Here is a 19,987-nt window from a genome sequence, read left to right as displayed (position 1 = left end):
TGGACGATCTCGGCGATCTGGACGGCGGACGGGAGCGGTTGTGGTGGGGCGAGGCGGAGCGGTGGGCCGTGACGGGCGCGGGCAGGGGGCGGCGGGGCGGCACCCGGACCCGCCCGCGCTGCGGCGGACGGAGTGGGGCCAGGCGCCCGTGACCTCACGGGCGGAGATGGCCGCCGACTTCGTGACCCGCCTCGCCGCGGACGCCGAGCCGGATGCCCGGCTGGGGACCAAGGAGGAACTGCGGCTGCGGTGCGGGGTGTCGGTGGGCACGTTCAACGAGGCGCTCCGGTTGCTGCTGGCCCGCGGTGTGGTGACGGTCCGGCCGGGCTCCGGGGGTGGTCTGTTCGCCGCCCGGCAGACGCCCATGGTCCGGCTCGGCCACTCCGTGCTGGCGCTGGACGCCTCCGAGGCGGACGTGGCCGAGGCCCTGCGCATCCGCAGGGCGCTGGAGCCCCTGCTGTGGCAGGACGCGCTGTGGCACGCCTCGCCCGCGGACGTCCGTGATCTGCGGGTGATCCTGGAAGGGATGCGGGAGGCCGCCGAGGCGGGCGACGCGGACGCGTTCGTCCAGGCCAACTGGGGCCTGCACCAACGGGTCGCGGAGGTCGCGCCCTCCCCGCTCCTGCGGTCGCTGTACGGGAACCTCCTCGATCTCGTGGCCGCTCACGCGGCGGAGGTCCGGCCCGGCGCGGGCCGGTCGCTCGCCGAGTACGTCCTGGAGCGCCACCGCTTGCACGCGGCGATGGTGGACGCGCTCGACGCGCGGGACGGCGCCGTCCTGATGCGGCTGGTCGCCGACCACGACGCGGTGGCCGACGAGGACTCAGGGCGGAGGACGGCTGACGGGTCCCGGCCCTCGGGTGGGGTCGGGACGTGAGGCCTTGCCGCGGGTGGGGGCCTTGGTCGGCCGTGTCCGCTGGGGGCCTTGTGTCGTCGGCCCTGGGTGGGTCGGCCCCGTGCGGCCGGCGGCCCTGCGGGGTGCGGGTCGCGTTTCGGTGGGGGCCGGGTCCGTTGAGTCTAGCATCATAGGTCTAGCCATATAGGTCTAGCATTAGAGATAAATGTGGCTCTAGTCTTCCGGCACTCACCTCGCCTGCGTATCGTCAAGCAGGACAGGTGTCCGTATATTCAGGACAGGAGTGGTGATGGATCCGACACACCCGACACCCCCGACCACGCCCGCCGCGCCTACCGCGCCCGCCGGGCCCCGCCCCCCGGAACCCCGCATCGACCGCTCCCTCACCCTGCATCTGCGGGGTGACTGGGGCAGCGCCAACCTGCACCGCGTCTGCGGCTGGATCGCCCAGGAACTCGCCGACCGGTGCGGCCCGCACACCCGTATCGCTACCTGGAACAGCCGCGGCTTCAGCGACGCCGTCCACGCCGTCGGCCGCGGCGAGGTCCAGGTCGCGCTGACCACCCCCGCCGCCTTCGCCACCGCCGCCCTCGACGGCCGGGGCGTCTTCACGGACGCCTCCTACCCCGACCTGCGCGCCCTCGGCGTCGTCCCGCAGCGCGACCGGCTGGTGGTCGCCGTCCATCGGGACCTCGGCATCTCCACCTTCGCGGAGTTGCGCGCCCACAAGCCCGCCCTGCGCCTCGCCACCTCCGTCCACGACGGCGTCAACCACGTCGGGCTCGCCGCGCACGAGGTGCTCACCCGCTCCGGCGTCGACGTCACCGGGTGGGGCGGACGGCTGCTGGAGGACGAGCGGCCCTTCGAGTCCCTCGACCACGCCCGCGAGGGCCGCGCGAACGCCCTCGTGCACGAGGCGGTGATGCTGCCCGCCTGGCAGGACGTCGCCCGCGACTTCCGCTTCCTGCCGGTCGAGGACGACGTCCTGGACAGCCTGCGCGCCGACTTCGGCTGGCCCGACGCCCTCGTCGACGACGGCTGGTTCACGGGCCACGACGGCTTCCGCACCCTCGACTTCTCCGACTTCCTCGTCCTCACCCGGGCCGACCTCCCCGACGACGTCGCCCACGCCATCGCCTGGGTGCTCGGCGAGACCCGGCACGTCATCGAGGCGCAGTACCGACACCTGCCGCCCGAGCGCAGCCCCGTCACCTACCCCCTCGACCCCGTCACCATGGGCCGCTCACCCGTCCCCCTGCACCCCGGCGCCGCCCGCTACTACGACGCCCTGCCCCGGCCATGACACCGGGTCAGGCCCAGCGGTCCGCCGTCGAGGCCTCGCACGCGCTGGCCGCCGCCGGACAGGGCGACCTGGTCTGGGGACACGCCGCCGTCCGCGATCCGCAGGGGCGCGGCATCTGGATCAAGGCGCCCGGCTGGGGGCTCGACGAGGTGCGCGAGGACCGCCTCCAGCTCGTCTCCTGGGACGCGACGGTCCTGCGCGGCGACGGCACCCCGCACAAGGAGTGCCACATCCACCTGCGGCTGCTCGCCGCCGTACCGGACCTGACGTGCACCGTGCACACCCACGCCACCGCGGCCGTCGCGTTCGCCGCCCTCGGCGTCCCGCTGCTCCCGCTCTCCCACGAGGGCACCCTCTTCGGCGGCGCCGACGTCCCCCGGTTCCGGGCCACCGGCGGCCTGGTGAGCACCCCGGCGCTCGGCGTGGCCCTCGCCGCCGACCTGGGCGCCGCGCCCGCCGCCCTGCTGCCCAGGCACGGTCTGGTCGCCGCGGGCCGCACCGTGCCGTCGGCCGTCCTGCACGCCGTCCTGCTGGAGCGGGCCTGCGCCGTCCAGCTGCGCGCCGCGGCGGCGGGCGAGATCCTGGTCCACTCCGACCGGGCCGAGGCCCGCGCGAAACGGGCCGAGTGCTGGCCCGAGAGCCAGCTGGAGGCCGGCTGGCACTACCTCCTGCGCCGCGCCCACGGCACCTTGCCGCCCGCCTGACCGCCCGCACCGGGACGGTCCGCGCCCGGACATCGCGAGGCACGCGCCCCGGCGTACGCCCGCCACCGCCCCTCGCCCCTCCACACCCCCGACGAGCGGCACCCCGCATCCCGCACCCCGCACTCCCACCCGTACCGCCGTATCCCGTAAGGACCCAGCACCATGACCGACCAGACCGACCAGACCGACCAGACCGAGCAGGCCGAGCAGGCCGACCAGGCCGTCACCGCCCGCCCCGGCGGTGAGTGGCTCACCGTCGGCACCGCCGACGGACCCATGCGCGTGTACGCCGCCCGCCCCGCGACCGGCACCGGCCGTGCCGTCGTCGTCCTCCAGGAGGCGTTCGGCGTCAACGACCACATCCAGGACATCGCCCACCGCTACGCCCGCCGCGGCTGGCTGGCCCTGGCGCCCGACCTCTTCCACCGCACCGGCACCGGCACCCTCGCCTACACGCAGCACGCCGAGGCGATGCCGCTGATCGGGGCGATCGGACCGGACGCCGTCCTCACCGACGTCCGCGCCGTCCTGGCCCACCTGGCGGAAGCGGAGGGCGTCGCCGCGGACCGTACCGCCGTCCACGGCTTCTGCTTCGGCGGCCGGGCGGCCTTCACCGCCGCCACCGGCATCCCCGGGCTCGGCGCCGTCGTCGTCTTCTACGGCCCCGGCATCGCCGCCGGACCGCACGCCGTCGTGGACCGCGCCGGGAGCATCGACGCGCCCGTCCTGCTGCACGTCGGCTCCGCCGACCCCACCATCCCCGCCGAGCAGGTCACCGCCATCGACCGGGCCCTCGCGGCGGCCGGGGCCGACTTCGAGAGCCATGTGTACGACGGCGCTGGCCACGCCTTCGCCTGCGACGCCCGCCCGCAGCTGTACGTGGAGGACCGCGCGCTCCTCGCCTGGCTGCGCACCCACGCCTTCCTCGACCGTCACCTCCCCGCCACCCCCTGACCCCACCCCGCCCCGAGCCGGCACCGCCCATCCCCATCCCCCGACCCGCCCTGCCCCGACCCGCAAGGACCTCCCATGCGTACCGTCACCGAAGTGCTCGCGACCGTGTTCTCCGACCGGCCGGATCCCCGGGTCGAACGCGACGAGCTGCTGCTGCTCTCCCCGCCCCACCCCAACCCGTTCCCGGTGAAACTCTGGAGCGACCACGAGCCGCTGAGCGTGGTCCACTTCCCGCAGGAGTACGAGGCGGTGCCCTTCGCCCCGCCGCGCGGCGTCTACGAGAGCGCCCGGGTCCGCGTCGAGTGGCAGACCATGGACAACCGGCAGCCCTTCTACCACCGCAACTGCGACGTCGACGAGATCTCGTACCAGATCGCGGGCGAGCGCACCCTGATGACCGAACTCGGCGTCGTCGAGCACCGGCCCGGCGAGTTCTCCCGCATCCCCCGCGGCGTCGCGCACGACAACCTCGGCCGCCGGGAGAGCCATCTGCTGTTCTACTCGCCCGCCCCGGTCACCGAGGAGGCCGCCCCGGACCGCAGGTCCGCACCCGTCCTGCCGCCCTTCCCCGGCTGGGAACCGGGCGACGTCAACGAGGCGGTCACCCAGTGCATGGGCACCCCCGGGCACGACATCACCGTCGCCCCCGTCGACGAACTGCGCCTGCTCGACCACGTACTCCTCGACGAGCGGCGGCTGAACGTCCTGGACCTGCCCGACGCGCCCGGCGCGACCCGCCTGTACGCCTCCGACGCCTTCGTCCTGGCGGCCGTGCGGCAGACCGCCGCCGCGCCGCGGACCTACACGCGCACGCTGGACGCCGACGAGATCCAGTACCAGATCTCGGGCCGCCGCACCCTCGTCAGCCAGCGCGGTGTCGTCGACCTCGGCCCCGGCGACTTCGTCCGCATCCCCCTCGGCGTCGCCCACACCGCCCTCTGCTCCGGCGAGAGCCGCCACCTCGCCCTCTGGTCCGACCGCGACCTCCCGCAGATCGCCCCGGCCACCAAGACCGCCGTGTATCCCGCGCCCGGCGACCTGACCGACCTGCTCGCCTGACGTTCCCCGCGACGCCGGGGCGACGACACACCCCGCCCCGGCGTCCCCTACCAGGAGCCGCACATGAACGACATGCTCGCCGCACGGGCCCGGCAGAACTCCGACGCCCTGCACCTGCAACGCATCCCCGTCCCCCGGCCGGGCCCCTCCGACGTCCTCGTCCGGGTCGCCTCCGCGGGACTCGCCCCCGGCATGATGACCCTGCTCGCCAGGGGCGCCTTCAAGCACCTGCCCACCACCCTCGGCCACGAGGCGGCGGGCACCGTCGCCGCCGTCGGCGACGAGGTCACCGGCATCGCCACCGGGACCCGCGTCCGGGTCCACCCCAACCTCAACTGCCGTGCCTGCGGCCCCTGCCGCTCCGACCGGGACATGATGTGCCCCCAGCAGGCCATGATCGGCCACGCCGCCTTCGGCGACGTCCCCATGCCGCTCTACGACCGGTACCACGACGGCGGCCTCGCGGAGTACCTGCGCGTCCCGCACTGGCTCGTCGACCCGCTGCCCGACCACGTCTCCTTCGACGTCGGCGCCAAGGTCCACGACCTCGCCAACGCCGTCCGCGCCCTGAAGTGCGCGGACCTCCCGCTGGGCGCCACCCTCGTGATCACCGCAGCCACCGGCACCATGGGCACCGCCACGATCCGGCTCGCCCGCCACTTCGGCGTCTCCCGCCTGGTCCTCGTGGGCCGCAGCGCCGACCGCCTGGCGGCCGTCCGCCCCCTCGCCGACGGTGTCGAGACCCACACCGTCGCCCTGGAGGACCTGCCCGCCGACTGGCCCGCCGCGCACGGCCTCACCCGGGCGATCCGCGCCCTCGTCCCGCAGGGCGCCGACGCGGTCCTCGACTACCTCCCCGACGGCCCCGGAAGCGTCCAGGCGATGGCCGCCCTCACCACCGGCGGCACCCTCGTCCACATGGGCGCCAACGGCGCGCCCCTCCAGCTCCCGCTGGCCGCCGTCATGGTCAACTGCTGGCGCGTCGTCGGCACCCGCGCCTGCACCCGCACCGACGCCCGGGAGGTCCTCGACCTGCTCGCGCGGGGGGCGCTGCGCGCCGACGACCTCATCACCCACCGCTACCCGCTGGCCGAGGCCCACGCGGCGGTCGCCGCGCTGCAGGGCCGTACCGATCCCATCTGGATGGCGGTGGTCAACCCGTGACGGCGCACGGCCGCGCCCCGGTCCTCGTCGTCGGCGGCGGCCCCGTCGGGCTCACCGCGGCGAACCTCCTCGTGGCCCGCGGCGTGCCGGTGCTCCTGGTCGAGCGCAACGCCACCACCAGCGACGAGGCCAAGGCGATCAGCCTCGACGACGAGTCCCTGCGCACGCTCCAGCAGGCCGGACTCGACGGCCCGGTCCTCGACATCGTCGTCCCCGGCACCGGCACCCGCTACTACGACCGGCGCGGACGCCCCCTGCTGCACGCCCGCGGGCCGCGCCCGTACCGCCTCGGCCACCCCTTCAAGAGCCAGTTCGCCCAGCCCGAGCTGGAGCGCGTCCTCCTCGACGCCCTCACCGCCCACCCGCTCGCCGACGTCCGGTTCGGCACCGAACTGCGCACCGTCCGGGAACGGGCGGACGGCGGCGGCGTCACCGCGGGACTCGGCCCGCCCGGCGGCACCGGCACCCCCGAACTCCTCGACGCCGCCCGCCTCCTGGCCTGCGACGGCGGCCGGTCGACCGTGCGCGAACTGCTCGGCATCGACATGACCGGCACCAGCCACCGGCAGGTCTGGCTGGTCGCGGACCTGACGGGCGACCACCACGACGAGCGCTACGGCATGCACCGGGGCACCCCGCACCGGCCCACCGTGATCGTGCCCGGCCGGGGCGGACGGTGCCGCTACGAGTTCCTGCTGCGCCCCGGCGAGGGCGAGAAGGGCGCCACGCCCGGCTTCGCCCTGCTGAGGGACCTCGTCGCCCCCTACCGAGAGGTCACGGAGGACCAGGTCGAGCGGTGCGTCGCGTACACCTTCAACGCCGTCGTCGCCGACCGCTGGCGCGACGGCCACGTCCTCCTGCTCGGCGACGCCGCGCACATGATGCCGCCGTTCGCCGGACAGGGCCTCAACTCCGGGATACGGGACGCCGCGAACCTCGCCTGGAAGGTGGCCGACGTCTGGCACGGCACCGCCGGGGACAGCCTCCTCGACACCTACGAGGCGGAGCGCCGCCCGCACGCCACCGAGGTGGTCCGCTACTCCGAGCGCCTCGGCGGCATCGTGATGACCACCTCGCCCGTCCGCGCCCTCGCCCGCGACCTCGCCGTCCGCACGCTGCTGCGGGTCCCGGCCGGGCGGCGCCACCTCACGGAGATGCGGTTCCGGCCCGTCTCCCGGCACCGGGCGGGCCTCGTCGTGGGGGACCACCCCCTCACCGGCACCCAACTGCCACAGCCCCGCGTCCTGGTTCCCCCGAGCCTGCGCCCGCGCCCGCTCGACGACGTCCTCGGCACCGCGTACGCCCTGCTCGGCGTCGACGTGCCCGGCACGGCCTGGGCCTGCTTCGACACCCCCGACTGGCCGGACGGCGCCCTCGGCATCCGGCGGATCGACGTCCTCCTCGGCGACCGGCTGCCGCCCGCCGGGGGCACGCGGCCCGCCGTCGCCGACGCCGACCGAGCCCTGGAGGAGGCCCTGGGCGCCGCCCGCAACCGCTTCGTCCTCGTCAAGCCCGACCGCTACGTGGCCGCTGTCCTCGGGCCGCGGGACGTCCCAGCCGTCGCCGCGGCCCTGCGCCGCCATCTGCCGGTCACCGGGCTCCGCCCGGTGCGTACGGGCGGACCGGGCTGAACGACTCCGTCGGCGGACGGTCCTTTCCGCGAACGATCCATTGCAGTGTAGTGAATGTCGAGAGTACTCTCTCGAATAACAGGACTAGTGGCAGAACTGCCGGCCGCTGTGCGGCAGGACTGCACGAAGTGGGGCGGGCCGCGCCGGCCGACGACCGGCCGCCCGACCTCCGTTCTCCGTCCCCCTGCCCCCGCGCACCCGCGCGTCGTGGGCGCCTCGGCACCCGTCGTCCCGAGCGAGGAGATCCGCCATGTTCCCGGAAGAAGTCGTCACCCTGCTCAGCAAGCGCGTCACCGGAGTGATCACCACCCTGCTGCCCGACGGCAGCCCGCACTCCGTCATCGCCGGTGTGGTCATCGAGGGCGACGAACTCGTCTCCCACACCGGTCCCGGCGCCCGCCGCCTGGACAACCTCCGGGCCGACCCCCGCATCAACATCCTCGCGATCGACCCCGAGACCCCCATGCGGTACGTGGAGGTGCGCGGCACCGCCGTCATCGAGGAGACCAAGGGCGCCGACCTGGTCCAGACGTTCAGGGACCACGCCGAGAAGTACGACCTGCCCGAGGAGGCCGGCCGGGTCGCCCCCGAGGCGACGGTGGTCAAGATCCGTGTGACGCCCCGGAAGGTCGGCTACCACGAGCTGGACCCCAGCCGGATGGGCCCCGAGCGCCTTCAGAACCGGCGTGCCTAGCCGGACCGGCGGGCGGCCGTCCGGGGCGGGGGACACGCCGTCTGCGGCGAGGGCCGCTCCGCACGGGCAGGGAGGTGCGCCGTGCGGTTCACGCTGACCGGTGCGGCACCGGCCGTGCACGTCGCGGCGTGGGAGACGACCGGCGACCCCGCCGCCGTCATCGCCGCCGCGCGCGGCGGCGCGCTCCGGTGGGACGGGCTGCCCGGGTTCGCCGGAGCCGCCTGGTTCACCCGCCGCCGGGATCTGCATCCGGTGCGCCGGGACGGCGACGCCGTCCCGGCGCCGGAGGGCGCCGCCGCGGCGCGGATCGTAGAACTGGTCTGGTGGGAGCGCCCGGCCGGGCACACCGCCACCGGCGCCGTCGACCGTGCCGTCGCGTCCGGGGCGCTGCCCGACGGGCGGGCCGTCCGCGTCCAGGGCGGGCTCCAGCATCTCCAGGGGATCGTGACCCCGTCCGGCGCCGGGGAGTTCACCCTCGGCGAGGACGGGGGAGTGACCCTGGTCCTGCTCGGGGAGTCCGAGGACGCGGCCGCCGCCCTGGCGTATCTGATGACCGCCGCGGAGGAGACCGTCAGGTTCGTCCCCGGCTTCGTCGGGGGCGCCTTCCTGCTCGCGGAGGACGGGACGCGGCTCACCGAGGTGATCCGCTGGGCCTCGCCGGAGGCGTTCCGCGCGGCGACCGCCGACGAGGGTTTCCGCTCCGCCCTCGGCCGGGCGAGCGCCTACGTGAAGGTCGACGGCGGCGTCTACACGACACGGGCCGTCCACCCGGCGCCCGCCCGCCCTTCCGCGGGCTGACCCCGGACCCGGGCGGGCGCGGGCCTCCGCGTCCGCCGCCGGTTCCCGCTCCACCGTCCCCGCTCCACAAAGACCCCGGCCCCGGCCGGGGTCTTCGCGCGTGCCCGGCGCCGCCCCGCCGGTGTCGGGGTGAGCGGCCGGTCCGGGGCCGGTGTCGCGGCTCCCGGCCTCCGACGAGGGCGGCCACACGCCGCGCCGCCCGCTCCCGGTCCGGGGGCGGGCGGCTCGCTCGGGCCGGCTCAGACGTCGGTGACGCGGAGTCCGGCGTGGGCCTTGTAGCGGCGGTTGACGGAGATCAGGTTGGCGACGAGGGATTCGACCTGGTGGGCGTTGCGCAGGCGTCCGGCGAAGACGCCGCGCATGCCGGGGATGCGTCCGGCGAGGGCCTGGACGGTCTCGACGTCGGCGCGGTCCTCGCCGAGGACCATGACGTCGGTGTCGATGGCGTCGACGGCCGGGTCCTGGAGGAGGACGGCGGAGAGGTGGTGGAAGGCGGCGGTGACGCGGGAGTCCGGCAGCAGGGCGGCGGCCTGCTGGGCGGCGCTGCCCTCCTCGGGCGTGAGGGCGTAGGCGCCCTGCTTGTCGAAGCCGAGGGGGTTGACGCAGTCCACGACCAGCTTGCCCGCCAGGTCGTCGCGCAGGGCTTCGAGGGTGGCGCCGTGGCCGTCCCAGGGGACGGCGACGATGACGATGTCGCTGCGGCGGGCGGTGTCGGCGTTGTCGGCGCCCTCGATGCCCAGGCCGAGTTCGTCGGCGGCGGCGCGGGCGCGGTCGGCGGCGCGCGAGCCGATGATCACCTTCTGGCCCGCCTTCGCGAGGCGGTAGGCCAGGCCCTTGCCCTGCGGGCCCGTCCCGCCCAGCACGCCCACCACCAGACCGGAGACGTCGGGCAGCTCCCACGGGTCCTTCGCGGGCGCGTTGTGCGCGGGTACGTCCGCCGCGGGCGCGTTGCTAGCAGGTCCGTTCTCCGTCGTTCCCGCGGTCATGGACGGCTTCCTTCCGGTTCCCCGGCGAGCGCGTCGGCGGGCCGGGCGACGCGGGGCATGAGGGCGGATACGAGGACCCCCAGGGCGGCCATCGCGGCGAGCAGGTAGTAGCCGTGGGTGAAGGCGGTGTCCTGGTAGAAGGCGACCCCGTTCACGACCCGGGACTCGTTCGACATGACGATGAAGAGGAGTTGGAGTCCGAGGATGGCGATGACGGCGCCGAGCATCCCGCTGAGCCCGTTGGCGGGCGCCTGGTCCTCGGACCCGACCACGGACACGATCATCGCGTTGGACGTGCCCTGGATGACGCCCGTGCCGACGGCGACCACGATGCCCGTGAGGACGATCTCGGTGGCGGTGCGGTGGTACAGCGCGCACAGCACGAGCCCGGCGGTGAGCGTCACGCTGCCCGCGATCCACACCGGCCGCGGCGGCACCGTACGCAGCACGCGGCCGGTGAGCAGCCCGGCGGCCACCCAGGCCAGGGCGGCCGGAATGCCGACCAGCGCCAGGTGCGTGAGGCTCCAGCCGAGGCTGGCCGAGACCTGCGGGATCGCCGGGAACAGCGCCAGGAACGTCAGGACGGTCGGCGCGATGTTGGAGGTGCCGACGATGAGCGCCGGTCCCGTCAGCACGGTCGACACCGACCGGCGGCCGAGGATGCGGACGTCGAAGATGGGCCGGGCGGTGCGCAGTTCGACCACGACGAACAGCGCGAACAGGACGCCACCGCCGATCAGGCAGCCCAGGACGCTCACGCTGGACCACCCCCACTCCCCGCCCATCCCGAAGCCGATCGCCAGCGCCGCCATACCGGCGCCCAGCAGGACGCCGCCCGCCCAGTCGAGTCCGGCGAGCAGGCCGTGCGTCGGGGTCTCCGGGATCAGCGCGACGCAGACGAACGAGACCACCGTGACCCCGGCCATCGTCCACAGCACGCTGCGCCACCCGTGATGGTCCATCAGCAGGCCCGCCACGAGCGGGGACAGCAGGGTGGCGACACCCATCGCCGCCCCGATGACCGTGTAGGCCCCGGATATCCGTTCCTTCGGGAACAGGTCGCGTACGGAGGCGAAGACCAGCGCGGCGACCGGCCCGTAGAACCCGGCCAGCGACCGGCCTAGCAGCATGATCCCGTAGCTGGGGGAGAGGGCCGCGATCACGTCGCCGACGAGGCCGACGGCGATGAGCACCAGCATGACCTTGCGCTTGCCGTAGATCTGGCCCAGACGCATGGCGAACGGGGTGATCGCCAGCGTCACGATGAACAGCGTGACCGTGAACCACGCGATGTGGGTGGTCCGGAAGTGCTGTGCGACGGCGGCCTGCGCGTTGCCGCTCATGGTGCCGACGACGGCCATCACCTGGGCGGGCCAGGTCACGGCGGCGACGAGGTAGAGGTAGCGGGCGCGCGACATCGGGCGGGGCGCCTCGGCGACGGCTTCGGGAGGTCTGACGGTGGTCATGGTGCGGCTCCTGGTTCTCTGAGGGAGGTCTCACGCGGGCAGGCGCCCCGCGGTGCCGCACACGGGCGGGGCGGGGCCGCCACCGGCGCGAGGACGGGGGAGTGGGGGGAGCGGCGGAGAGGAGACGGGGGAACGCGGGCCACGAGGCGCGGGGGTGCGGCGGCGCGAGCGTGCCGGGGTGGCGCGGGAGTGTCGCGGTGGGGTGGGGTGACGGCCGTACGGGCGGCACCGGGGTGCGTTGACAGCCGTACGGGCGGCCGGGTCAGACGATCGTCTGCTGGAGGGTGAAGGCGGAGAAGCTGCGGTCGGGGTCGACCAGGTCGGCGTAGCGGGCGCGCAGGGTGCGGTGGAGGGGTTCGAGGTCGGCGAAGCCGGTGACCCAGCTCTCGACGACGAGGTCGTGCCCGGTGCCGTCGTGCGCGTACAGCGAGGGCCGGTCGCCCGTCACCCGGTCGTGCACCTGACGGCGGACGACGGCCCGGTGGGCGGGGTCGGCGGCGGTCCGTTCCCCCTCCGCCCGCATCGCGGTGAGGAACGCCTCCACCGGCACGGTCTCCCGGCGGGCCAGGAAGTCGAACACGCGCAGCGCGCCCGCGTCGCCGCTGTCGAACACCGTCCGTTCGCGCACGTCGTAGGCGACGGGCGGTCCGGTGAGGATCTCCCGGCCGATGTACTCCTCGTCGGCCTTGACCCGGCTCAGGTACTCGGGGTCGCGGGACGCCGTGGCGAACGCCTCGTGCGAGACGCAGACGTGCTCCACGACGACGAGGGCGTCGGGGTCGCGGGCGTAGAGGCCGGGCGCGTCGACGCCCTCGGCCGCGGTCACCACCCGGTTCATGGTGAAGCGCCGGAAGACGCCCTCGAAGGCGGGCGTCGCCATCACGAGCGCGCTGTGTCCGTCCGCGATGCGGTCCTGGCCGGTCCTGCGGTGCGAGACGCGCGAACTGCGCGTCACCAGAAGGTCCTTGAACATGGGTCTCCTCGGGAAGGCGGCGGTCCGGTCAGGCGACGCAGATTCCCGGCACGGCCACCGTCCGGGTCAGCACCGGATAGGACACGGACCCGTCCGGATACAGCGGCAGGGTCGCCTGGAAGGACGGGTGCAGGAACGCCTCGCGCAGCGCGTCGGCCGACTCCCAGACCGCCACGTTGACGAGCACGTGGCTCGTGCCGACGCCCTGGTGCAACTGGGCCGAGACGAAACCCGGACGGCCCTTCATGATCTCGGAGTCCCGCCGCCATGCCTCGACCACCGCCGGGATCTCCCCCGGCGGGGCGACGAAGGTGTTGACGAGCGTGACCGGGCCGTCACCGGTGAGCGCCAGCTGCTCCAGGAAGGGGGAGTCCGGCTGGATGTCCTTGAGGTCGATCATGGGATTCCTCGGGGGGAGGGAAGGGGCTGTCCGGTCCTCGCCGGGACCGCGCATGTCATTCATCATGATGATTACAGCGAGGTTGCACGCTGCTGAAGCAGCCAGTCAAGAGGCGTGCCATCAATGAATATGATGATTTGCCGACGACTGGCCGCCTCCGGGTGCCGACGGCTGTCCGCCTCCGTTTGCCGAGGGCTGTACGCCCCCGTGCTCCGCCCTGTGTCCCGAGAGGAGGGGGGTGTCGCGGGCTGGTCCCGCCGCCGTACGCCTCCGCCGCCGCCCCCTGGTCGGCACCGTCTCCGAGTCAGGCGGCACCGGCAGCAGGCGGCTGCTCCTCATAGACCCGCACGCCGGTGCCGCGCACTACGCCCTGGTCACCAACGGGGCGTCCGAACCAGCCGCTTCCCTTTCCCTGCCGGAGGCCGCCCGCGCCGAACTCGCGGCACGGGCGCCACCAGTACGTCCTGAACCGGCCGGGGTCAGACCCCCGTCGCCCCCGACTGCCGTACGGCCGCCTCCACGGTCTGCTCCAGGAGGGTCGCGATGGTCATCGGGCCCACCCCGCCCGGCACCGGCGTGATCAGTGAGGCCCGCTCGGCGGCCGAGTCGAAGTCCACATCCCCGACGTTGCCCGCGTTGTAGCCCGCGTCGACCACTACGGCTCCCGGCCGGACGTCCTGGCCCTTGATCAGTCGGGGGCGCCCGACGGCGGCGACCACGAGGTCCGCCTCCCCGACGACGTCCGCCAGGTCCTGGGTGCGCGAGTGGCAGTACGTCACCGTCGCGTCCCGTGCCAGCAGCAGCATCCCCACCGGCTTCCCCAGGATGGCGCTGCGCCCGACCACCACCGCCCGCTTCCCGGCCGGGTCGACGCCGTGCGCGTCGAGCAGCCGCAGGATGCCGCCGGGCGTGCACGACACGAAGCCCGGCAGGCCGAAACTCATGGCGGCGAACGAGGCGAACGTGACGCCGTCGACGTCCTTCTCGGGCGCGATCGCCTCGAACGCGGCCCGCTCGTCGATGTGTTCGCCCACCGGATGCTGGAGCAGGATGCCGTGCACGGCGGGATCGGCGGACAACTCCCGGATCGCGCGGACGAGTTCGGTGGTGGTCGTCGTGGCGGGCAGGGCCACCGACCGCGAGTCGATCCCCGCCGCCCGGCAGCGGTTGCGCTTCATCCGGACGTACGTCGCGGAGGCGGGGTCCTCACCCACCAGGACGGTCGCCAGACAGGGCGTGACGCCGGTCCGGGCGGTGAGGGCGGCCGCGCGGGCGGCGGTCTGCTCGGTGCTGCGGCGGGCGAGGGCGGTGCCGTCCATGAGCCGGGCCTGCGACATGATCCACTCCTGGGTGATCGCATACGGTCGCCCAGGCGCACGGCGGGAACGGTGCGGGCCGCTCCCCGGTGGTGCTCCACCTCAGCGCCAGTCACGGCCCGCAGCGAGCTTAGCGGGGCCGCCGGGCCGCTGTCAGTGGCGTCGGTCCCGTCGGGGCCGGGCCGCCCGGAGTGCCGCGCGGGCCAGCGCGGCCGGGACGGCGGTGCGCAGTCGGCGGTGCCCGCCCGCGGGCCGCGCGGTGTGCCGAGGGGCCCGTAGCGGCCCGCCCCGGATCGAGAAGCTCCAGCTCAGCCGGGAAGTGATCCGCACCCCGCCGGCCCGCGCGCCTACGCGTCCCACGCCTGGATCATCGTCTGCTCGACGATCTTGCCGTCCCGCAGCGAGACCATCGACTCCGACAGCACGCGCATCCCGTCCGCGTACCGGCAGGACTCGCTGAACGCGGCGCGGTCGCCCTCGACCACGCACTCCTCCAGGTGATGGGTCATGTCGCGGCTGTACACGTCGTCGAGCATCTCGGCGATACGGTCCCGGCCGCGGATCACGGTGGGGTGGCTCGGCGTGCGGTCGCGGTCCACGAGGTGGATCTCGGCGTCGTCGGCGTAGAGCGACAGCAGCCCCGCCGACGTGTCCGCCTCGATGCCCCTGCGCAGGGTGTCGGCGTCGAACGCGGAGCCTGGCACGGTGTCCATGGCGACCTCCTCGAAGGGCCCCGGACCGCCGGACACGGGCCGTCGGCCCCACCTCCGAGCGTCCTCCCCCGCGGGGGACGCGGCAAGCGCGGGGCCCGGCGGGCGACGGGGCGGGTGCGGGTCCCCGTGCCGCCCCGCGTCGCGCGGCTCCGCCCGACGCCGCGCCCCGGCGGGGCCGATCCGCCTCACGGGTGAGCCGCCCCGTCCGCCCGTGTCCGAACGGCCCCCCGGCGCGTTGGCCAGGTCATGATCTCCACTCGACGCATCGTCGCCGCCGCCGCTCTCGCCGTCGGGGTCACGGGCCTCGCGGCGCCGCTGGCGTCCGCCGCCGAAGCCCCGGACGCCGGCCGGCTGAACCCGATGACCACGCTGGACACGCTCACCGAGAGCCAGATCCCGGCCGAGCACCGCGACGAACTCCCCCCGCTCTCCGGCCAGCTCGGTGAGCTGAACAAGGTCGGTCAGCTCCGGCAGCTCAACGAGCTGCACCAGATCACCGACCTCGTCGCGCCCGTCACCGGCCTGCTCCCCGCGGTCGGCTGAACCGCGGACCCGCACCACGCGTGGGGGCCGCCGCCCGGACACCGGGCGGCGGCCCCCACCCGCGTTCCCGGCGCCCCCGGCGCTCCCGGTCTCAGGGCGCCGTCGCGAGGAACTGCGTCGCCGCCAGCTCCGCGTACAGCGGATCGCCCGCCACCAGCTCACGGTGGGTGCCCACCGCGCGGACCCGCCCCGCGTCCATGACGACGATCCGGTCCGCCGAAGTGACCGTCGACAGCCGGTGCGCCACCACCAGGACGGTCGTCGTCCGTGCCACCTCCGCCACCGTGTCCCGCAGCGCCGCCTCGTTCACCGCGTCGAGCTGCGAGGTCGCCTCGTCCAGGAGCAGCAGCCGGGGCCGCCGCAGCAGCGCGCGGGCGATGGCCACCCGCTGACGCTCCCCGCCGGACAGCTTGGTGCCGCGGTGGCCCACCAGCGTCTCCAGCCCCTGGGGCAGTCTGCCCACCAGACCGTCGAGGCGCGTCGTCTCCAGGACGTGCCGCACGGTCTCCTCGTCGGCGTCCGGACGGCCCAGCAGCAGGTTGTCGCGCAGGGTGCCGGAGAGGACCGGGGCGTCCTGCTCGACGTAGCCGATCGTGGCGCGCAGCCGGTCCAGCTCCCAGTCCGGTACCGGGAGCCCGTCGACCGAGACCGTCCCGGAGTCGGGCTCGTAGAACCGCTCCACCAGCGAGAACACCGTGGTCTTGCCCGCGCCGGACGGGCCGACGAACGCGGTCATGCCCCGCGGCGGCACCTCGAAGGTCACCCCGTGGTGCACGTACGGCAGATCGTCGGCGTACCGGAAGCGCACGTCGGTGAAGGACAGCGAGGCCGGGCCGTCCGGGGCGACCGGGTCCAGTTGCTCCACCGAGTCCACCGAGTCCACCGCGTCCGCTGCGGCCTTCTGCGCCGGTACGGGGTCGGCACCGACCGGGGTGCCGGTGCCGGTGGGGGGCGGTTCGGCGGGCAGCAGCAGCGTCTCCTGGATGCGGCTGAGGGCCGCCGCGCCCGACTGGTACTGCACGACCGCGCCGACCACCTGCTGGATCGGCGACATCAGATAGAAGACGTACAGCAGGAACGCCACCAGCGTCGCCACACTGATCGCGCCCGTCGCGACCCGCGCCCCGCCCACCGCGAGCACGGTGATGAACGCGGACTGCATCGCCAGACCGGCCGTGTTGCCCGCCGCCGCCGACCACTTGGCGGCCCGCACGCTCTGCCGCCACGACTCCTCGGCCGCCGCGTGCAGCGCCCGCTCCTCCCGCTCCTCGGCGCCCGCCGCCTTCACCGTGCGCAGCGAGCCGAGCACCCGCTCCAGCGAGGCGCCCATCACCCCGACCGCGTCCTGCGCCTGCCTGCTCGCCCGGTTGATGCGCGGCACGATCACACCGAGCACGGTGCCCGCCACCACGATCACCGCCAGCGTCACCCCGAGCAGCACCGGATCGACCACGCCCATCAGCACGACCGTGGCCAGCAGGGTCAGCCCGCCGGTGCCGAACCCGACCAGCGAGTCGGTGGTGACCTCCCGCAGCAGCGTGGTGTCCGAGGTGACTCGCGCCATCAGGTCACCGGGCTCGCTGCGGTCCACCGCCGAGATCCGCAGCCGCAGCAGGTACGAGGAGAGCGCCCGCCGCGCCCCCAGCACCACCGACTCGGCGGTGCGCCGCAGCACGTACGAACCGAGCGCGCCCAGCGCCGCGTTGGCCAGCACCAGCACCGACAGCAGCAGCAACGCCCCCGTGATCGGCCGGTCGTCGGACAGGTCCTCGATCAGCCCCCGCGCCACCAGCGGCAGCAGCAGCCCGGTGGCCCCGGTGACCAGGGAGAGCAGCGCCCCCGCCAGCAGCGTCCAGCGGTGCGGTCGTACGTAGCCCAGCAGCATCCGCCACGGGGGCTGCGCGGCGGACGTCTCAGCGATGGTCACGGGACTGACTCCTCGGTGCCGTTCGGATGGCGCCGTTCAGGCTACGTCGGCCCCGCGCGCCCTCCGCCACCAGGCGGGGTTCCCGCCGGTGACCTGGCCTGTTGCGCCTCCCCGCGCGACCCCCGCCGCGTAGGGTCGGTGGGGGACGGACCGCCGCAGACGAAAGGAGCCGACCCATGGCGCAGGAAGTGCGCGGAGTGATCGCACCGGGGAAGAACGAACCGGTACGGGTGGAGACGATCGTGATCCCCGACCCCGGCCCCGGCGAGGCCGTGGTCGCGATCCAGGCCTGCGGGGTCTGTCACACCGACCTGCACTACAAACAGGGCGGTATCAACGACGAGTTCCCCTTCCTCCTCGGCCACGAGGCCGCGGGCGTCGTGGAGTCCGTCGGCGACGGCGTCACCGACGTCGCGCCCGGCGACTTCGTGATCCTCAACTGGCGTGCCGTGTGCGGCCGGTGCCGCGCCTGCCTGCGCGGCCGCCCCTGGTACTGCTTCGACACCCACAACGCCCGGCAGAGGATGACCCTCGCCGCCACCGGCCAGGAACTCTCCCCGGCGCTCGGCATCGGCGCCTTCGCCGAGAAGACCCTCGTCGCCGCCGGACAGTGCACCAAGGTCGACCCGTCGGTCTCCGCCGCGGTCGCCGGACTCCTCGGCTGCGGCGTCATGGCGGGCATCGGCGCCGCCATCAACACCGGGAACGTGGGACGCGGCGACACCGTCGCCGTCATCGGCTGCGGCGGCGTCGGTGACGCGGCGATCGCCGGAGCCCACCTCGCGGGCGCTGCCCGGATCATTGCCGTCGACATCGACGACCGCAAGCTGGAGACCGCCCGCACCATGGGCGCCACCCACACCGTCAACTCCAAGGCCACCGACCCCGTCGACGCGATCCGCGAACTGACCGGCGGCTTCGGCGCCGACGTCGTCATCGAGGCCGTCGGCCGCCCCGAGACCTATCGGCAGGCCTTCTACGCCCGCGACCTGGCGGGCACGGTCGTCCTCGTCGGCGTCCCCACCCCCGACATGAAGCTCGACCTGCCGCTCCTGGACGTCTTCGGCCGCGGCGGCTCCCTCAAGTCGTCCTGGTACGGCGACTGCCTCCCCTCCCGCGACTTCCCCATGCTGATCGACCTGCATCTGCAAGGCCGCCTGGACCTGGGCAAGTTCGTCACCGAGACCATCGAACTCGACCAGGTGGAGCAGGCGTTCGACCGCATGCACCAGGGCGACGTGCTGCGTTCGGTGGTGGTGCTGTGATGGCCGCCCGCATCGAACGCCTCGTCACCTCGGGCCAGTTCACCCTCGACGGCGGCACCTGGGACGTCGACAACAACGTGTGGATCGTCGGCGACGACCACGAGGTGGTCGTCATCGACGCCGCCCACGACGCCGAGGCCATCGCCCGCGCCGTCGGCGACCGCCGGCTGACCGCGATCGTCTGCACCCACGCCCACAACGACCACGTCGGCGCCGCCCCCGCCCTCGCCGACCTCACCGGCGCCACGATCTGGCTGCACCCCGACGACCTGCCGCTGTGGAAGCTCACCCACCCCGACCGCGAACCCGACGCGCACCTCGCCGACGGGCAGGTCATCGAGACCGCGGGCACCGACCTCACGGTGCTGCACACCCCCGGCCACGCGCCCGGCGCGGTCTGCCTCCACGACCCCGGGCTCGGCGTCCTGTTCACCGGAGACACCCTCTTCCAGGGCGGCCCCGGCGCCACCGGCCGCTCCTGGTCCCACTTCCCGACCATCATCGACTCCATCCGCGACCGGCTGCTGACCCTGCCCCCGGAGACCAAGGTCCTCACCGGCCACGGCGACCCCACCACCATCGGCGCCGAGGCACCCCACCTGGAGGAGTGGATCGCCCGCGGCCACTGACTCCGCCGGCCGTCCCGCGGCCACTGACCCCGCCCGGCCGTCCCGTGCTCGCCCGGCGGGCGCCCGGCGGGCGGGAAAACCGCTCGGCGGGCCGGGGCCCGGGACCCTAGGCTCCCGGGCATGACCACCGAGAACACGCTGCGGACCGTGCACGGCACCCGCGTCCTGACCTGCCCCTCCGACGGCCCCGCGCTCGACGGGGAGAGCGCGGCGCTCGACCTGATCGGCGACGCCTTCGGCCGGGACGCCCAGCTCGTCACGGTCCCGGCCGAGCGCGTCGGCTCGGAGTTCTTCCGGCTGCGGTCCGGGGTCGCGGGCGCGGTGGTGCAGAAGTTCGCCAACTACCGGCTGCGGCTCGCCGTACTCGGTGACATCTCTGCCCACCTGGAGGCGAGTTCGGCGCTGCGGGACTTCGTCCGCGAGTCCAACCGGGGCCACCAGCTGTGGTTCCTCACCGACGAGCGCGACCTCGACGACCGGCTCGCCCCCACCAGGGACTGAGCCCCCCGCCCCCGACCGGGCTCCGGCCGGGTGAATCCCCGGACCGCCCGGGAAAAGGCGACAGAACCTGTCGGGATTCCACGCGATCCTCGGTCGACGGCTCCG

The 19,987-nt window shown here is 74.4% G+C and carries 20 protein-coding genes and 1 riboswitch; of the genes, 13 read left to right on the top strand and 7 right to left on the bottom strand.

The annotated features are described in order from the left end of the window. Window positions 1–148: 148 nt before the first annotated feature. The 9 genes from ACIQPQ_RS35025 (at window position 149) to ACIQPQ_RS34985 (ending at window position 9,163) form a co-directional block, all read left to right on the top strand. Complete coding sequence (locus ACIQPQ_RS35025) at window positions 149–877, top strand: FadR/GntR family transcriptional regulator (RefSeq protein WP_401312312.1); 729 nt, start codon at window positions 149–151, stop codon at window positions 875–877. Window positions 878–1,145: 268 nt separating this feature from the next. Then, window positions 1,146–2,159 (top strand): TAXI family TRAP transporter solute-binding subunit, encoded by a 1,014-nt coding sequence (locus tag ACIQPQ_RS35020; protein WP_401312309.1) that lies wholly within the window; start codon window positions 1,146–1,148, stop codon window positions 2,157–2,159. Continuing rightward, the gene (locus ACIQPQ_RS35015; protein WP_401312306.1) at window positions 2,156–2,863 is read left to right on the top strand and encodes a class II aldolase/adducin family protein; all 708 of its coding nucleotides are present in this window, start codon (window positions 2,156–2,158) and stop codon (window positions 2,861–2,863) included. The genes ACIQPQ_RS35020 and ACIQPQ_RS35015 overlap by 4 nt, the downstream gene beginning before the upstream one ends. Window positions 2,864–3,025: 162 nt before the next feature. Further along, the gene (locus ACIQPQ_RS35010; protein WP_401312303.1) at window positions 3,026–3,817 is read left to right on the top strand and encodes a dienelactone hydrolase family protein; all 792 of its coding nucleotides are present in this window, start codon (window positions 3,026–3,028) and stop codon (window positions 3,815–3,817) included. 75 nt (window positions 3,818–3,892) lie between these two features. Next, a complete protein-coding gene (locus tag ACIQPQ_RS35005) occupies window positions 3,893–4,876 on the top strand; it encodes a hypothetical protein (RefSeq protein WP_401312301.1) in 984 nt (327 codons plus the stop codon). Between the two features lie 63 nt (window positions 4,877–4,939). Further along, window positions 4,940–6,040, top strand: a complete 1,101-nt coding sequence (locus ACIQPQ_RS35000) for an alcohol dehydrogenase catalytic domain-containing protein (RefSeq protein WP_401312298.1) — start codon at window positions 4,940–4,942, stop codon at window positions 6,038–6,040. Next, entirely contained in the window at window positions 6,037–7,671 is a 1,635-nt protein-coding gene (locus tag ACIQPQ_RS34995) for an FAD-dependent monooxygenase (RefSeq protein ID WP_401312295.1), read from the top strand. The genes ACIQPQ_RS35000 and ACIQPQ_RS34995 overlap by 4 nt, the downstream gene beginning before the upstream one ends. A 250-nt stretch (window positions 7,672–7,921) precedes the next feature. After that, complete coding sequence (locus ACIQPQ_RS34990) at window positions 7,922–8,365, top strand: TIGR03618 family F420-dependent PPOX class oxidoreductase (RefSeq protein WP_401312292.1); 444 nt, start codon at window positions 7,922–7,924, stop codon at window positions 8,363–8,365. Between the two features lie 81 nt (window positions 8,366–8,446). Further along, on the top strand, window positions 8,447–9,163 hold the full coding sequence (locus ACIQPQ_RS34985) for an antibiotic biosynthesis monooxygenase family protein (RefSeq protein ID WP_401312289.1): 717 nt from the start codon (window positions 8,447–8,449) through the stop codon (window positions 9,161–9,163). 239 nt (window positions 9,164–9,402) lie between these two features. On the opposite strand, the gene npdG is transcribed toward ACIQPQ_RS34985, so the two are convergent. From npdG to ACIQPQ_RS34955, 6 genes are all read right to left on the bottom strand, one after another. Continuing rightward, window positions 9,403–10,149, bottom strand: coding sequence for an NADPH-dependent F420 reductase (gene npdG / locus ACIQPQ_RS34980; RefSeq protein WP_401312286.1), 747 nt, complete (start codon window positions 10,147–10,149; stop codon window positions 9,403–9,405). Continuing rightward, the gene (locus ACIQPQ_RS34975; protein ID WP_401312283.1) at window positions 10,146–11,615 is read right to left on the bottom strand and encodes an MFS transporter; all 1,470 of its coding nucleotides are present in this window, start codon (window positions 11,613–11,615) and stop codon (window positions 10,146–10,148) included. Before ACIQPQ_RS34975 ends, npdG begins: the two co-directional genes overlap by 4 nt. 262 nt (window positions 11,616–11,877) lie before the next feature. Continuing rightward, window positions 11,878–12,588, bottom strand: coding sequence for an EthD domain-containing protein (locus ACIQPQ_RS34970; RefSeq protein ID WP_401312281.1), 711 nt, complete (start codon window positions 12,586–12,588; stop codon window positions 11,878–11,880). Window positions 12,589–12,616: 28 nt separating this feature from the next. Next, window positions 12,617–12,988, bottom strand: coding sequence for an antibiotic biosynthesis monooxygenase family protein (locus ACIQPQ_RS34965; protein ID WP_401312278.1), 372 nt, complete (start codon window positions 12,986–12,988; stop codon window positions 12,617–12,619). A 479-nt stretch (window positions 12,989–13,467) separates the two neighbouring features. Next, entirely contained in the window at window positions 13,468–14,325 is an 858-nt protein-coding gene (locus ACIQPQ_RS34960) for a bifunctional 5,10-methylenetetrahydrofolate dehydrogenase/5,10-methenyltetrahydrofolate cyclohydrolase (protein ID WP_401312275.1), read from the bottom strand. A gap of 22 nt (window positions 14,326–14,347) precedes the next feature. After that, window positions 14,348–14,430: riboswitch (ZMP/ZTP riboswitch) on the bottom strand. 221 nt (window positions 14,431–14,651) lie between these two features. Continuing rightward, window positions 14,652–15,017: a nuclear transport factor 2 family protein gene (locus ACIQPQ_RS34955; RefSeq protein WP_401312273.1), complete on the bottom strand. Its 366-nt coding sequence runs from the start codon at window positions 15,015–15,017 to the stop codon at window positions 14,652–14,654. A gap of 246 nt (window positions 15,018–15,263) precedes the next feature. On the opposite strand from ACIQPQ_RS34955, the gene ACIQPQ_RS34950 reads away from it, so the two are divergent. Beyond that, window positions 15,264–15,560: a hypothetical protein gene (locus ACIQPQ_RS34950; RefSeq protein ID WP_401312271.1), complete on the top strand. Its 297-nt coding sequence runs from the start codon at window positions 15,264–15,266 to the stop codon at window positions 15,558–15,560. 91 nt (window positions 15,561–15,651) lie between these two features. On the opposite strand, the gene ACIQPQ_RS34945 is transcribed toward ACIQPQ_RS34950, so the two are convergent. Continuing rightward, window positions 15,652–17,445: an ABC transporter ATP-binding protein gene (locus ACIQPQ_RS34945; protein WP_401312531.1), complete on the bottom strand. Its 1,794-nt coding sequence runs from the start codon at window positions 17,443–17,445 to the stop codon at window positions 15,652–15,654. Window positions 17,446–17,663: 218 nt separating this feature from the next. Between ACIQPQ_RS34945 and ACIQPQ_RS34940 the strand changes: the two genes are divergently transcribed. The 3 genes from ACIQPQ_RS34940 (at window position 17,664) to ACIQPQ_RS34930 (ending at window position 19,882) form a co-directional block, all read left to right on the top strand. Then, complete coding sequence (locus tag ACIQPQ_RS34940; RefSeq protein WP_401312269.1) at window positions 17,664–18,752, top strand: S-(hydroxymethyl)mycothiol dehydrogenase; 1,089 nt, start codon at window positions 17,664–17,666, stop codon at window positions 18,750–18,752. Next, window positions 18,752–19,381: an MBL fold metallo-hydrolase gene (locus ACIQPQ_RS34935; RefSeq protein ID WP_383781831.1), complete on the top strand. Its 630-nt coding sequence runs from the start codon at window positions 18,752–18,754 to the stop codon at window positions 19,379–19,381. The genes ACIQPQ_RS34940 and ACIQPQ_RS34935 overlap by 1 nt, the downstream gene beginning before the upstream one ends. A gap of 120 nt (window positions 19,382–19,501) precedes the next feature. Continuing rightward, window positions 19,502–19,882, top strand: a complete 381-nt coding sequence (locus ACIQPQ_RS34930) for a DUF4180 domain-containing protein (protein WP_401312265.1) — start codon at window positions 19,502–19,504, stop codon at window positions 19,880–19,882. Window positions 19,883–19,987 lie beyond the last annotated feature (105 nt).

It is taken from the genome of Streptomyces sp. NPDC091281 (genome assembly GCF_044757425.1).
Lineage (GTDB): Bacteria > Actinomycetota > Actinomycetes > Streptomycetales > Streptomycetaceae > Streptomyces.
This window is presented reverse-complemented; position numbering and strand designations above follow the sequence as displayed.